Origin of the sequence: Streptomyces soli, assembly GCF_003999195.1 — a bacterium.
Lineage (GTDB): Bacteria > Actinomycetota > Actinomycetes > Streptomycetales > Streptomycetaceae > Actinacidiphila > Actinacidiphila soli.
On the sequence record NZ_RJVR01000204.1, the window covers coordinates 36,057 to 50,908 of the forward strand.

Consider the following 14,852-nt stretch of genomic DNA (forward strand, 5'->3'; position numbering starts at 1 on the left):
GACCCCGTCCAGCTCCCCGGTGGATCTGTACGCCTACGCCGTCGACTCCGGCACCGCCGTTTACCTGGACTGGGACACGGTGACCGACGCCGCCGGCTACCACGTCTACCGCTGGAACCCGGACACGGCCGCGTACGAACGCCTCACCACCGACCCGCTGACCGCGACCAGCTGGACCGACACCACCGCCACCACCGGCACCACCCACTTCTACTGGGTGACCGCCGTCCACGCCGACGGCGGAGTCCGCCCCCGACGACAACGACACGATCCTGCCCCCGGCCGCCTAGCAGGGCGCAGCAGGACAGCAGGACAGCAGGACAGCACTCAGGCCTACTCGGGCCGTTTGGGCCGCCACACCACCAGCGCGCTGGTCTGCTGGACGTCCTGGTACGGGACCAGGTCGCGCCGGTACGAGGCGTGGACCTGGGCCTCGCGCTGCTGGAGGGCGGCGGCGGCACCCTCGACGGCGGCGGCGAGCTCGGCGACGCGATCCTGGAGGGCCGCGACCTGGTTCTCGAGCTCGATGATGCGCTTGATGCCGGCGAGGTTGATGCCCTCGTCCTGCGACAGCCGCTGCACCTCACGCAGCAGTTGGATGTCGCGGGCGGAGTAGCGGCGGCCACGGCCGGCGGTGCGGCCGGGGGAGACGAGGCCGAGACGGTCGTACTGGCGGAGGGTCTGGGGGTGGAGGCCGGAGAGCTGGGCGGCCACCGAGATGACGTAGACCGGGGATTCCTCGGTCAGTTCATAGGGGTTGCGCCCCCCGACACCGCCGATGCCGTCCACGCTCATGACGTCAGGCTCCCTTCGCGGCCTTGAACAGCTCTGCCCGTGGATCGAAGTCCGCGGTCGCGTCCCGGTACGCCTCCAGGGCGTCCAGCGCCTTGCCCTCGCTGGCCGGCGGGACGGCGACCTCGACGGTGACGAGAAGGTCGCCCCGGGTGCCGTCCTTACGCACGGCGCCCTTGCCGCGGGCGCGCAGCGTACGGCCGTTGGGGGTGCCCGGGGGCAGCTTGAGCCGCACCGGGGGGCCGCCCAGCGTCGGGACCTGGATCTCGCCGCCGAGGGCCGCCTCCGTGAAGGAGACCGGGACGGTGACGGTCAGGTTGTCGCCCTTGCGGCCGAAGACGGGGTGCGGGTCGACGTGGATCATCACGTACAGGTCGCCCGACGGGCCGCCGGTCTCGCCGGGGGCGCCCTTGCCGCGCAGGCGGATCTTCTGGTTGTCCGTCACGCCGGCCGGGATGCGGACCTGCATGGTGCGGGAGGAGCGGGCCCGGCCGCTGCCCTTGCAGACCTCGCAGGGGTTCTGGGCGATGAGGCCGCGGCCCTTGCAGTCGACGCACGGGTCGGTCAACGAAAACCCACCGCCACCGCCGCGCGAGACCTGGCCGGTGCCGACGCAGGTGGGGCAGACGCGGGGCGTGCCGTTGGTGTCACCGGTGCCGGCGCAGCCCTTGCAGGGGGCCTGGCTGGACATCCGCAGCGGCACGGTCGCGCCGTCCACGGCCTCGGTGAAGCTGAGCGTCACCTCGGTCTCGATGTCCTGGCCACGGCGCGGCTGGGCGCGTCCGGGGCCCCGGTTGAACAGGCCGCCGAAGACATCGCCGAGGCCGCCGCCGAAGCCGCCGCCCGCCGTGCCGCCGCCCTGGCTGCCACCGAAGAGGTCACCCAGGTCGAAGCCACCGCTGAAGCCGCCGGGCCCCTGGCCGGGACGGCCGAAGCCACCGCTGCCGAAGAGGGCACGGCCCTCGTCGTACTCCTTGCGGCGCTTGGTGTCCGACAGGACGTCGTTGGCCTCGGAGATCTCCTTGAAACGCTCCTCGGCCTTGGCGTCGCCCTTGTTCGCGTCGGGGTGGAACTCCCGGGCGAGCTTGCGGTACGCCTTCTTGATCTCGGCTTCGGTGGCGTCCTTCGGAACGCCGAGGACCTTGTAAAGATCTTTCTCCAGCAGGTCCCTACTGATGCTCATCCTCGACGTCCCTCCTTCCTGCTTCCTGCGTGTGACGCGTCAGCCCTGCTCGGGGCCACCGTTCTCCTCTTCGGACGTCTCATCGGCCTTCTGCGCCCCCGGCTGGGGCTCGGCGACCGCCACCCGCGCGGGGCGGATGGTGCGTTCACCGATGCGATACCCGGGCTGGAGGATCTGCACGCAGGTGGTCTGGGTGACATCCGGCGAGTAACTGTGCATCAGGGCCTCGTGCACCAACGGGTCGAAGGGCTCGCCCTCCTTGCCGAACTGCTGCAGGCCCAGCTTGGCGGCCACGGTCTCCAGCGACTCGCCGACGGACTTGAAGCCGCCGACCAGCTCGCCATGATCCCGCGCCCGGCCGATGTCGTCGAGGACCGGGAGCAGCTCGGTCAGGAGGTTCGCGATGGCGATCTCCCGGACCGCGATACGGTCCCGCTCCACCCGGCGACGGTAGTTCTGGTACTCGGCCTGGAGCCGCTGGAGGTCCGCGGTGCGCTCGCCGAGCGCGGTACGGGCCTGGTCCAGCTGCGCCTGCAGGGCTGTGGCCGTGGCACCGGCTGTGGAACTTGCGTCCCCGGCCGGGGCGCCCGGGCCCGCCTGGTCGGCGGGCCCGGCGCCCTGCGCCGCGTCGTTCGTTACGGATTCCGCGGCGTCGGCAGAGGGGACATCAGGCTCCTGGTTGTTGTCGAAGCCCTGAGTCTCCTCCGTCACGCGGCACCGTCCTTCTTGTCCTCGTCGACGATCTCGGCGTCCACGACGTCGTCATCGGCGGCGGCCTGCTGGGCACCCGCGTCGGCCGAACCGGCGCCGGCCGCGCCCTCGGACTGGGCGTTGGCGTAGAGCGCCTGGCCCAGCTTCTGGCTGGTGGCGGCGACCTTCTCGGTGGCCTCGCGGATGGCGCCGGTGTCGTCGCCCTTCAGCTTCTCCTTGAGGTCCGCGATCGAGGTCTCGACCTCGGCCTTGACGTCACCGGGGACCTTGTCCGCGTTGTCGGCGATGAACTTCTCGGTCTGGTAGACGAGCTGTTCGGCCTGGTTGCGGGTCTCGGCGGCCTCGCGGCGCTTGTGGTCCTCGTCCGCGTACTGCTCGGCCTCGCGCATCATGCGGTCGATGTCGTCCTTCGGCAGCGCCGAGCCGCCGGTGACGGTCATCCGCTGCTCCTTGCCGGTGCCGAGGTCCTTGGCGCCGACGTGCATGATGCCGTTGGCGTCGATGTCGAAGGTGACCTCGATCTGCGGGACGCCACGGGGGGCCGGCGGGAGGCCGGTCAGCTCGAACATGCCGAGCTTCTTGTTGTATGCCGCGATCTCGCGCTCGCCCTGGTAGACCTGGATCTGGACGGACGGCTGGTTGTCCTCGGCCGTCGTGAAGATCTCGGAGCGCTTGGTCGGGATGGTCGTGTTGCGCTCGATCAGCTTGGTCATGATGCCGCCCTTGGTCTCGATGCCGAGGGACAGCGGGGTGACGTCGAGCAGCAGGACGTCCTTGACCTCGCCCTTGAGCACACCGGCCTGAAGCGCGGCGCCGATGGCGACGACCTCGTCCGGGTTGACGCCCTTGTTGGCGTCCTGACCGCCGGTCAGCTCCTTGACGAGCTCGGCGACGGCGGGCATACGGGTCGAGCCGCCGACCAGGACCACGTGGTCGATCTCGGACAGCTGGATGCCGGCGTCCTTGATGACGTTGTGGAACGGGGTCTTGCAGCGGTCGAGCAGGTCCGCGGTCAGCTGCTGGAACTGGGCGCGGGTGAGCTTCTCGTCCAGGTGCAGCGGGCCCTCGGCGGAAGCCGTGATGTAGGGCAGGTTGATCGAGGTCTCGGTGGACGAGGACAGCTCGATCTTCGCCTTCTCGGCGGCCTCGCGCAGGCGCTGCAGCGCCATCTTGTCCTTGGAGAGGTCCACGCCGTGGCCGGAGTGGAACTGCTTCACCAGGAAGTCGACGACACGCTGGTCCCAGTCGTCACCGCCGAGGTGGTTGTCACCGTTGGTGGCCTTCACCTCGACGACGCCGTCACCGATCTCCAGGAGGGACACGTCGAAGGTGCCGCCACCGAGGTCGAAGACGAGAATGGTCTGGTCGTCCTTGTCGAGGCCGTAGGCGAGGGCGGCCGCCGTCGGCTCGTTGACAATACGCAGAACGTTGAGACCCGCGATCTCGCCGGCCTCCTTGGTAGCCTGGCGCTCCGAGTCGTTGAAGTACGCCGGCACGGTGATGACCGCGTCGGTGACCTTCTCGCCCAGGTAGGCCTCGGCGTCCCGCTTCAGCTTCTGCAGGATGAACGCGGAGATCTGCTGCGGGTTGAAGTCCTTGCCGTCCAGGTTGATCTTCCAGTCGGTGCCCATGTGGCGCTTGACCGACCGGATGGTCCTGTCGACGTTCGTGACCGCCTGGCGCTTTGCGACCTCGCCGACGAGCACCTCGCCGTTCTTGGCGAAGGCGACGACGGAAGGCGTGGTCCTGGCGCCCTCGGCGTTGGTGATGACGGTGGGCTCGCCGCCTTCCAGAACGCTGACGACGGAGTTAGTCGTGCCCAGGTCGATGCCGACCGCACGTGCCATTTTGAAATCCTCCAGCGACTTGAGTGGAACTGGCTCAAGAGTGCCTCACCGTTTCGCCGGTGTCAAAAGGCATGAGCCCTCCAGACTCAACCTTCCTCCGCGTAAGGGGCGCATAAGTACCTTAACTGCACGTCAGAGGCATTGCGAGGGCCGCCGGGGCCGGACAGCGGTCGTACGGGCGACGCAGATCACCGGCAGGGCGGCTTCTGGTGGCTGAGGGAAGGCGATAATCTCGTGGAAACTGGATAAGTTACTGCTTAGTAAGAACGACCGTAAGTACCGCTCTCGCAGGTCCGAGGAGCCCCGTAATGCAACTCGCCGCGATCATCGTGTCGCTGGTCCTCACCGCGGTCGGCGTTGCGCTCATCAGCCGCGCCGTCGCGCAGATCTACCGGTTCGTGAAGCTCGGCCAGCCCACCCCGGCAGGCGCGCGCACGGGCAACCCCGTGCAGCGCAGCAAGACGCTCGCCAAGGAGTTCGTCGGGCACACCCGGATGAACCGGTGGGGCGTCATCGGCGTCGCGCACTGGTTCGTGGCCGTGGGCTTCCTGACGCTCGGGCTGACGATCGTCACCGCGTACGGCCAGCTGTTCAAGGCCGACTGGACGCTGCCGGTGCTCGGCGACTTCCTGCCGTACGAGGTCTACACCGAGTTCATCGCGCTGGCCACGACCGTCGGCATCCTGGTGCTGATCGGGATCCGGCTGCTGAGCCTGCCCTCCCGCGCCGGCCGCAAGTCCCGCTTCGCGGGGTCGAAGGCATGGCAGGCGTACTTCGTCGAGTACGTGATCCTCGTCATCGGCCTGGCGATCATGACGCTGCGGGGCCTGGAGGGCGCGCTGCACGGCGTGGACCACTACGAGGCCGCGTACTTCGCCTCGTACCCGCTGGTCGCCGCCTTCCACGGGCTGAGCACCGGGACGCTGCAGAACCTGGTCTACCTCGTCGCGATGATCAAGCTCGGCGTCACCATGACCTGGGCGATCACGGTCGCGCTGAACACCAACATGGGCGTGGCCTGGCACCGCTTCCTGGCCTTCCCCAACATCTGGTTCAAGCGCGAGGAGTCCGGCGCGACCGCGCTCGGCGCGCTGCCGCCGATGGTGTCGGCCGGGGTGCCGATCAACTTCGAGGACCCGGGCGAGGACGACCAGTTCGGTGTCTCGCAGGTCGAGCACTTCTCCTGGAAGGGCATCCTCGACTTCTCCACCTGTACGGAGTGCGGCCGCTGCCAGTCGCAGTGCCCCGCCTGGAACACCGGCAAGCCGCTGTCTCCGAAGCTGCTGATCATGAGCCTGCGCGACCACGCCCACGCCAAGGCGCCGTACCTGCTCGCGGGCGGCGGCAAGGACGCCGAGGGCGAGGAGAGGGCCACGCCCGAGCAGCTCGCCGGCGTCCCGGCGGCCGCCCTCGCCGAGGCCGAGCGGCCGCTGATCGGCACCGTCGAGGAGAACGGGGTCATCGATCCCGACGTGCTGTGGTCCTGCACCACCTGCGGCGCCTGCGTCGAGCAGTGCCCGGTGGACATCGAGCACATCGACCACATCGTCGACATGCGCCGCTACCAGGTGATGATCGAGTCCAGCTTCCCCTCCGAGGCCGGCACGATGCTCAAGAACCTGGAGAAGAAGGGCAACCCCTGGGGCCTGCCCAAGAAGCAGCGGCTGGCCTGGGTCAAGGAGGTCGACTTCGAGGTCCCGGTCGTCGGCGAGGATGTCGAAGACCTCAGCGAGGTCGAATACCTGTACTGGGTCGGCTGCGCGGGCTCCCTGGAGGACCGGGCCAAGAAGACCACCAAGGCCTTCGCCGAGCTGCTCAACATCGCGGGCGTGAAGTTCGCGATCATGGGCGGTGAGGAGAACTGCACCGGTGACTCCGCCCGCCGCCTGGGCAACGAGTTCCTCTTCCAGCAACTCGGCCAGGAAAACGTCGCCATGCTCAACATGGCCTTCGGCGAGGACGACGAGGACGCGAGCACCAAGCTCCCCAAGTCCAGGAAGAAGATCGTCGCCACCTGCCCGCACTGCTTCAACACCATCGCCAACGAGTACCCGCAGCTCGGCGGCGAGTACGAGGTCGTCCACCACACCCAGCTGCTCCAGCACCTCGTCGACGAGGGCAAGCTGATCCCGGTCACCCCGGTCGAGGGTCTGATCACCTACCACGACCCCTGCTACCTGGGCCGCCACAACAAGGTCTACACACCGCCGCGCGAGATCATCGCCAAGGTGCCGGGGCTCCGCAACGAGGAGATGCACCGCCACAAGGAGCGCGGCTTCTGCTGCGGCGCCGGCGGCGCCCGCATGTGGATGGAGGAGCGGATCGGCAAGCGCGTCAACAACGAGCGCGTGGACGAGGCGCTGTCCCTCAACCCGGACATCGTCTCCACCGCCTGCCCCTTCTGTCTCGTCATGCTGTCGGACTCCGTCAACGGCAAGAAGAACGACGGCAAGGCGAAGGAGTCGCTCCAGGTCGTGGACGTCTCCCAGCTGCTGCTCGAGTCGGTCAAGACCCCGACCGCGGACACCCCGCAGGCCAACGCGGACTCGGAACCCGAGCCGGTGAAGTAGCGGTACCCATACGTCGAGGCCGGCCCGGAATCGTCCGGGCCGGCCTCGACGCGTTCCGTATGCGGCCCGCTACTTGACCCCGTACTGCTTCAGCAGCTGCGCGAACTGCGCCGGGTCGTGCAGCTTCGAGGAGTCCGTGGAGGCCACCTCCTTGCCGTTGATCTTCACGTACGGAGTGCCCTGGGCGCCGCTCGACTCGAAGGCCTTTTCGGACTGCTTGACGAAGCTGTCGTACGTGCCCTTCTGCACGGCGGCGTCGAAGGCCGTGCCCCGCAGTCCGTCGACCTTGCCCGCGATGCTCAGCAGGAAGCCGGCAGTGAAGCCGTCCACGGACTCCTCGGGCTGGTTGGCGTAGAGCGCCTCGTGGTACGGGACGAACTTGCCCTGCTCCAGGGAGGCGCGCAGCGCGTTGGCGGCGCGCTTGGAGCCGTTGCCGCCGAGGTTGCCGTCCAGGAAGGAAGCGAGGGTGTACTGGATCTTGACCTTGCCGGACTTGGCGAGAGACGCCAGGGTCGGACCGGAGGCGGTCTCGAAGCTCTTGCATATGGGGCAGCGCAGATCCTCGTAGACCTGGACCGTGTTCTTCGCGGACGCCTGGCCGACGGTGATCGTCGTGCCGTCGGAGCTGAGCTTCGCCGGTATCGCCGCGAGCACGGCGGGGTCCGACAGCTCTGGGCCGCCCGAGGCCGAGACCGCCGAGGACGGCGTGGCCTTGGAGCCGGAGTCGGTCACCGCACCCAGCGGGTCGCACGACGTCACCGTCAGCGTGATCAGCACGGCGGCAGCGGCGGCAGCGGCGCGCCCGGCGGTTCGTACAGGCATGAAGTGGTCCCTTCCGATTGCTCGTTGGCATGAACGCTATGGGCTCAGGGGCCCCAGTGGGTAACCCGAAAAACTTCCGCCTCCCGTACAACTCCCGTCCCACTCCGATGGTCTGGGATATGCCACCGCCGTCCTGTGCCGAGGCAATGACCCGGCATACACGGCCAAAGGCACCCCAACGGCATTGGATGCCCGCACGCATCCCGGCATGCACAGGAGAAGACCCAGCATGCACAAGCACATACGCACCGCCCTCGCGACGACCGCTGCGGCCGCCCTCACCGGCAGCCTGCTGGCGGTCGCCGCCGGCGCCGCGTCCGCGACCGTCACCGGCGCCAAGGTCGACTTCAACGGCGACGGCTACGCCGATGTCGCCGTCTCCGCCGGAAACGCCTACGTGTCCGGCAAGAAGGGCGCCGGCCAGATCGTCGCGCTCTACGGCTCCGCCCACGGCCTGTCCTCCTCGAAGCGCAAGACCATCAGCCAGAACACCACCGGCGTCCCCGGCAGCGCCGAGACGAACGCCGGCTTCGGCTGGGTCAGCGCCATCGGCGACTTCAACGGCGACGGCTACAGCGACCTCGCCGTCGGCGCCCCGTTGGACAACGTCGGCACCGACACAGACGGCGGCAGCGTCGCCATCCTCTGGGGCTCCGCCGGCGGCCTCACCGGCGGCACCGCCATCAACAACCCGGCCACCAGCAGCAACGACAAGTGGGGCCAGTCCCTGGCCGCCGGCGACTTCGACGGCGACGGCACGGACGACCTGGCCATCGGTTCCAACGCCAGCACCATCTACGTCTACAAGGGCGGCATCAACAAGAGCGGCACCCCCGGCGGCCGCTACACCGTCAAGCCCGCCATCATGTCCGGCGGCGACACCGGCCCGCTCAACCTCACCGCTGGCGACGTCAACGGCGACGGCAAGGTGGACCTGGTCGTCGACGGCTACGAGACCACCAGCGACAAGGGCTGGAACGCCAACTACTACCTCCCCGGCACCGCCTCCGGCCTGACCACCTCCAACGGCGTGAAGCTCTCCGCAGGCATCATCACCGGGATCGGCGACGTCAACGGCGACGGTTACGGCGACATCGTCACCGGCATGCAGTGGGACGCCACCAGCGGCGTCCCCGGCACCTCCAAGGGCGGCAAGGTCAAGATCACCTACGGCTCCGCCACCGGCCCGGCCGCCAGCACCACCTTCACCCAGAACTCCGGCGCCGTCCCCGGTGACTCCGAGACCAGCGACCAATTCGGCAACGAACTCGCCCTCGGCGACATCAACGCCGACGGCTACCAGGACCTCGCCGTCGGCACCCAGGGTGAGGACATCGGCTCCGACACCAACACCGGTGCCGTCACCGTCCTGTTCGGCTCCGCCTCCGGCATCGACACCACCAACAACATCCAGTACTTCACCCAGGACCGGGCCGGCGTCCCCGGCACCAACGAGGACAACGACTACTTCGGCTCCGACGTCCACCTCGACGACGTCAACGGCGACGGCAAGGCCGACCTCACCGTCGGCGCCTACGGCGAGAACGGCGGCGACGGCTCCATCACCGGCCTCCTCTCCAGCGGCTCCCGCATCACCACCACCGGCGCCGTCGGCATCAGCGCGAGCGCCGCCGGCGTCTCCACCACCGGCTCCCCCGTCCTCGGCGGCAACTTCGCCAACTGACCCACCCTGACCCCCCTGCCCCGGGGCCCGCCCTCCCACCCGGAAGGCGGGCCCCGGGCACCCCCCGGGACTCCGTCCCGATGCGCCGGCGTCCCCGGCAGCCTCCAGGCCGACGACACCTTCGGCTACGCCGACCTTTTCCACCGGCGTCACCCAGCTGAGCAGCAACGACCTCGTCAGCGGGCTTCCCGCCGTAACGGAGCCCCTGGTCTGTTCTCGGGTCTGTCACAGCTTGGCAGCAAAGCCTCGGGGTGGGCGGCGGGTCGCTCCCCCGCGCACCCGGACCGGGTAATTTCGAGTACGTGGCTGGATTCAGGAACAGACGCGGACGGGACCGGGACGTGCAACCGCAGAACACGCAGCCGTACGGGCAGCAGCAGACTTACGGCCAACCGCAGCAGCAGCCGCCATACGGCTCCGGCTACGGTTACACCCCCGCCGCCGTAGAAGGCGAGCCCGAGTACTTCGGTACCCCGGGCCCCGCCCCCGTGCCCTCGTACAACGACAACCCCGGCCACACCCGCGCCTTCACCCTCGGCGGCGCCCCCGACGCTCCCCAGCAGCCGGGCAGCCAGGACCACGTCACCACCTACCGCGCCGGCCAGACCACCGTCCCTCCGGCCGGCCCACGCCTGCACTGGAAGCAGCTGATCAGCGGCATCGTGCTGCGCCCGGCCGCCACCTTCTGGCAGATGCGCGACTACCAGGTCTGGGGCCCGGCGCTCACCGTCACGTTCCTCTACGGCCTGCTCGCCGTCTTCGGCTTCGACGCCGCCCGCACGGACGTGCTCAACGCCACCATGTCCAACAGCATCCCCTGGGTGATCTGCACCGCCATCGCCGTCATACTCAGCGGCCTCATGCTCGGCGCCGTCACCAACGCCCTCGCCCGCCAGTTCGGCGGCGACGGCGCCTGGGCCCCCACCATCGGCCTCGCGATGCTCATCACCTCCCTCACCGACGCCCCCCGCCTGTTCTTCGCCCTCTTCCTCGGCAGCGCCAACAGCTTCGTCCAGGTCCTCGGCTGGATCACCTGGCTCGCCTGCGCCGCCCTCCTCACCTCCATGGTCAGCAAGTCCCACGACCTCCCCTGGCCCAAGGCCCTCGGCGCGGCCTCCATCCAGCTGATCGCGCTGCTGGTGCTCTTCAAGCTCCCGGTCATCTGATCTGAACGTAGGTAAGGGGCGCTCTCCCGGGAGAGCGCCCCTTACTTACGTCCGTGCTCGTGTACGCGTCCAGCACCTGTCCCTGGCGCCGCACGACCGGCGGTTCAACGCTCCAGGCGTCCTTGACTCTATGAAAGTGGTGCGCGCTAGCCTCCAGATGTCCGGCTGCTGACCGCTGGACCGACGGCCCAGCGGCCGGCGACCCGGCTGGTGGAAGCCCAGGGGTGTCCGTCCTGCTTCACCGCCGTGCCCTGGGGCCGCGGGTGGGAGGGGTGCCCAACCCCGCCCGCCCCCGGAAAACCGAAGGGCCAACCGGCAAGGAGCCTGGAACCCGGTCGGGCCCGACGCTCGGGCCGCGGCCCGGCAACTGGCGGTGCGGCTGAGCGGTCAAAGTCGGCTGAGCACCGCTGGGCCGTTCCCGGGTCAGGTCAGGCGGCGGAGCGTTCGTCGGGCAGGCGGCGGCGCAGGCGGGCCTGCCCGACGGCAGGTGGGTTGTAGGCCATGTCGAGCATCCCGATGTCGGTACCGGGAGGCACGATGGCGTCGATCCGGTCGAGGACCTCGTCGTTCAGCGCGGTCTCCGCACCCGCGAGGAGGTCATTGAGGTGGTCCATGGTGCGCGGGCCGATGATCGCGGAGGTGACGCCGGGGTGGGCGATCGCGAAAGCCATCGCCATGTGCGTCAGTGACATCCCGGCGTCCTGAGCGACGGGGATGAGCTGTTCGACCGCGTCGAGTCGGCGCTCGTCGGTCAGATGCTTGAAGCCGCGGCTTGCCCGGCGGCTGTCGGTCTGCTGGCCCTTGCGGTAGCGGCCGGTCAGCAGGCCCTGTGCGAGAGGGCTCCAGACCATGGTGCCCATGCCGTAGCGCTCGCAGACGGGCAGTACTTCACGCTCGATTCCTCGGTTGAGGATCGAGTACGGCGGCTGCTCGGTGCGGAACCGCTCCAGGCCCCGTCGCTCGGCGACCCACTGCGCCTCAACGATGTCCGAGGCGGGAAAAGTGGAGGCGCCGATGGTCCGGACCTTTCCCGCGCGCACGAGGTCGGTGAGTGCCGAGAGTGTCTCTTCCACGTCGGTGTCCGGCGCGGGCCTGTGGATCTGGAACAGATCGACGTGGTCGGTCTGCAGGCGGCGCAGGGAGTCTTCCAGCGCGCGGACCAGCCAGCGCCGCGAGTTGCCCTGCTGGTTGGGGTCGTCCCCCATCGGGAGGTGGGCCTTGGTGGCCAGCACGACCTTGTCCCGGCGGCCCTTGAGGGCTTTCCCGACGATCTCCTCGGACTCGCCGCGTGAGTAGACGTCGGCGGTGTCGACGAAGTTGATGCCCGCGTCCAGCGCCTTGTGGATGATCCGGACGGAGTCGTCGTGATCGGGGTTTCCCACGACGCCGAACATCATCGCGCCCAGGCAGTACGGGCTGACCTTGATGCCGGTTCGGCCCAGTGTGCGGTACTTCATGAATCTCCTTGTGCGTTGGCCGATGCCCGATGCAGCGCGCTACGCTGCATAAACGGAACAACGTTCAATCTAGACGATACGGAACAACGTTCCGGTTAGCAAGGGGAAGCATCGTGAGCGAGGACACGACTCGGGAAGCCAACGCCGGCGCGACTGAAGGACGGCCCCCTAGGCGCGTGCGCGCCGACGCGCAACGCAACACCGACGCCCTGCTCACGGCGGCCGCAGAAGTCTTCGCCACCTCGGGAGTGGACGCACCCGTACGCCAGATCACCGCCAAGGCAGGCGTGGGAGCCGGCACCCTCTACCGCCACTTCCCGCAACGCTCAGCCCTCATCGCCGCGGTCTTCCGCAACGAAGTCGACGCCTGCGCCGACGCCGCATCCTCCCTCGCAGCGCAGCACGAACCAGCCGAAGCACTCGCCAAGTGGTTGCAGCGCTTCGCGGTCTTCATCGCCACGAAACGCGGACTCAGCGCCGCCCTGCACTCAGGGGACCCGGCCTACGACACCTTGCCCTCCTACTTCCAGCAGCGCTTCATGCCTGTCCTCAGCACGCTCCTCGACACCGCGGTGAAAGCCGGTGAGATCCGCTCCGACGTCGACCCCGAAGACCTGCTGCGCGCCACAGGCAATCTGACCCTGCCCGCCCAGGAAGACGACAAAGGCCACACGCAACGGATGGTCGCACTGCTCATCGACGGACTTCGCTACCGCTACGGCACCCACACCCAGGAAACCCGCTGAGTGAGTGTTTGAGGCCGGTGGGCGGTTGCTGGACATGCCGCTGCGCGGTGGATGCGCTGTAGGACAAGCGCGGCTACATCTTCCTCGGCACCGCCACCGCCGCAGTCCTCGTGATCTGGCTCCGCACATGATCGTCCGGACAGAAAATGACGGGGAACAACGGGGAGCGCATGGCTCGGCTTTGTAGGCTCGCTCTCGGACAGGATGGGAGGGGCCGTCATGGAGTTGTCGCCATCGAGATTGGGTCGCGTGGCGAACAGCAGCCTGGGAGTGATTCCAGCAGTCGCCAGCGTGGCTTACGGGGCTCAGGCCGCTGCCGTGTATCCACGTCTCGCGGCGTGCGTGGCCCTGCTCGCATCCGTGGTCATCGCGGTCCGGGGGTACCGGCTTGGTGTCACGTGCCAAAACGCTGAGGTGACGGTTCGCTGAGGTGACGGTTCGGGGCTACCTGCGGACGCGTGGAATTCCGCGAGAAAGCATCAAAGAGATCACGGACTTCCCCGCGGTGCGCTGGACAAGTCCGAGAGGGCGCAGGCGTTGGACACCCCTCTGGGTCTTCCGGGTCGGTCCACACGAAACCGCAAGGATGGAAGCATCCAAGGACGGCAACGTCGCGGCGCTGCGGCTCTGGGTACATCCCCGCAAACGTCTGCGGTCGGCCCGCCGGTAGCTCCCACCGAAGAGATCGGCACCGGCGCTGGTGACGGCAGCCTGACGGCAACCTCACGACCTACCAGGAGATCGTCCACCACGCTCCCCGGGCCGTCGCTGGGCCGTACGAGGGCAGCCAACGGCACACAACAATGACAACCGCCGACCGCTCCCCAGCAGATCAGAGGAACAGTCGGCGGTACGCCCGCAGGTCAACGAACCGGCGTGTCACTTCTACGAGAACCGAGCAAACCCAACGCCGCAGCACACAACCTTGGCCGGCCTCAGGAGACGTCGGACCGCCAGCGTCGTGCTTGGCTGCGCGCTTCCTGAGACGCTTGAAGTCGGCGAGTTGGGCCAGCACGAAGACCGCCGACGTTTGTGTCGGGGGTGCCACATCCCCGAGCAGGCGCGCGTCGGAAGCACCTAGCGGAGACCATGCTCGTCTGCCGAGAGACTCAGACGCCGGGTTGCCGAGGTCATCTAACAGTCCCTGCTGTTGCATGAGGTTTGCCTTGTGGCGGACCCAGAGGTCAACGTGCTACCGGCCCAGGTTTGGGGCTCCTATGCCGACTGTTACGCAAATATGCTTACGGCCATGCAAAAGGAGCTGGCTATCTGATCAAAGGTTCTAGGTGTATCGCGGAGATTAAGGTAGTCGGGACACCGTACGGAGTCCCGACTATTGGCTAGTACTGGATCTGCGTCAGTTGCATTCCTGGCCTTGCCATAGGTTGCCCCCGCCTCTTCGAGGGATTTCGCAATCTTCTCGTTCGCCGGTTCCTCGTTTGGAGAAGGGTCCGGGTGCCCGACTTGCCTCGGGCACCCGGATCAAACAGCGGGAAACAGAAGCGTGCTAGTGGGTGGGTAGCACTGACCTCGGACTATCACCAGCCCCAGCCACCACCCCAGCCCCAGCCCCAGCCACCACCCCAGCCCCAGCCGCCGCCCCAGCCGCCGCCCCAGCCCCAGCCCCAGTCGTCGCCCCAGCCCCAGCCGCCCCAGCCCGCGTTGTGGTGGGCAGTAACGACCGCGGTGGACGACGGGTGGGTGGTGGCCGCGCTGGCAACACCAGCCGAGGCACCGAGTGCCACGATAGGTGCCACGACAACAGCAGCGGCCAGACGCCTGATCTTTGACGCGCGCATGATTCCTCTTCCCGGGGGTCGAGTATCGGATTCTCACGCCGGAGTGACCGGCGCTTCGCGCACCAGCCCTGCGCG

At 68.3% G+C, this 14,852-nt stretch carries 11 protein-coding genes; 4 read left to right on the forward strand and 7 right to left on the reverse strand.

The genetic code is table 11. The features are described from left to right. Positions 1-333 precede the first annotated feature (333 nt). Genes EFK10_RS19550 through dnaK form a run of 4 tightly spaced genes read right to left on the reverse strand, consistent with a single transcriptional unit; the run spans position 334 to position 4,533 of the window. On the reverse strand, positions 334-795 hold the full coding sequence (locus tag EFK10_RS19550) for a heat shock protein transcriptional repressor HspR (protein WP_127356972.1): 462 nt from the start codon (positions 793-795) through the stop codon (positions 334-336). A gap of 4 nt (positions 796-799) precedes the next feature. Continuing rightward, positions 800-1,975: a molecular chaperone DnaJ gene (dnaJ, locus tag EFK10_RS19555; protein ID WP_127356973.1), complete on the reverse strand. Its 1,176-nt coding sequence runs from the start codon at positions 1,973-1,975 to the stop codon at positions 800-802. Between the two features lie 39 nt (positions 1,976-2,014). Continuing rightward, a complete protein-coding gene (grpE, locus tag EFK10_RS19560) occupies positions 2,015-2,686 on the reverse strand; it encodes a nucleotide exchange factor GrpE (protein WP_127356974.1) in 672 nt (223 codons plus the stop codon). Continuing rightward, positions 2,683-4,533, reverse strand: coding sequence for a molecular chaperone DnaK (dnaK, locus tag EFK10_RS19565; RefSeq protein WP_127356975.1), 1,851 nt, complete (start codon positions 4,531-4,533; stop codon positions 2,683-2,685). The genes grpE and dnaK overlap by 4 nt, the downstream gene beginning before the upstream one ends. Before the next feature lie 308 nt (positions 4,534-4,841). Here dnaK and EFK10_RS19570 point away from each other — a divergent pair, with 308 nt between their 5' ends. Beyond that, entirely contained in the window at positions 4,842-7,103 is a 2,262-nt protein-coding gene (locus tag EFK10_RS19570) for a (Fe-S)-binding protein (protein WP_127356976.1), read from the forward strand. Between the two features lie 69 nt (positions 7,104-7,172). Here the strand turns inward: EFK10_RS19570 and EFK10_RS19575 are convergent, their stop codons facing one another. Further along, a complete protein-coding gene (locus EFK10_RS19575) occupies positions 7,173-7,925 on the reverse strand; it encodes a DsbA family protein (protein WP_127356977.1) in 753 nt (250 codons plus the stop codon). Between the two features lie 229 nt (positions 7,926-8,154). Here EFK10_RS19575 and EFK10_RS19580 point away from each other — a divergent pair, with 229 nt between their 5' ends. Together EFK10_RS19580 and EFK10_RS19585 are read left to right on the forward strand one after the other, a co-directional pair. Further along, on the forward strand, positions 8,155-9,609 hold the full coding sequence (locus tag EFK10_RS19580; protein ID WP_127356978.1) for an FG-GAP-like repeat-containing protein: 1,455 nt from the start codon (positions 8,155-8,157) through the stop codon (positions 9,607-9,609). 341 nt (positions 9,610-9,950) lie between these two features. Then, positions 9,951-10,775 carry a Yip1 family protein gene (locus EFK10_RS19585; RefSeq protein WP_240677323.1) on the forward strand — a complete coding sequence of 275 codons (825 nt, stop codon included), beginning with the start codon at positions 9,951-9,953 and terminating at the stop codon, positions 10,773-10,775. Between the two features lie 428 nt (positions 10,776-11,203). Here EFK10_RS19585 and EFK10_RS19590 read toward each other — a convergent pair whose 3' ends face one another. Further along, a complete protein-coding gene (locus tag EFK10_RS19590; RefSeq protein ID WP_127356980.1) occupies positions 11,204-12,232 on the reverse strand; it encodes an aldo/keto reductase in 1,029 nt (342 codons plus the stop codon). A 176-nt stretch (positions 12,233-12,408) separates the two neighbouring features. Here EFK10_RS19590 and EFK10_RS19595 point away from each other — a divergent pair, with 176 nt between their 5' ends. Then, positions 12,409-12,978, forward strand: coding sequence for a TetR/AcrR family transcriptional regulator (locus EFK10_RS19595; protein WP_407647102.1), 570 nt, complete (start codon positions 12,409-12,411; stop codon positions 12,976-12,978). A gap of 1,538 nt (positions 12,979-14,516) precedes the next feature. On the opposite strand, the gene EFK10_RS47530 is transcribed toward EFK10_RS19595, so the two are convergent. Beyond that, the gene (locus EFK10_RS47530) at positions 14,517-14,777 is read right to left on the reverse strand and encodes a hypothetical protein (RefSeq protein WP_164836058.1); all 261 of its coding nucleotides are present in this window, start codon (positions 14,775-14,777) and stop codon (positions 14,517-14,519) included. Positions 14,778-14,852 lie beyond the last annotated feature (75 nt).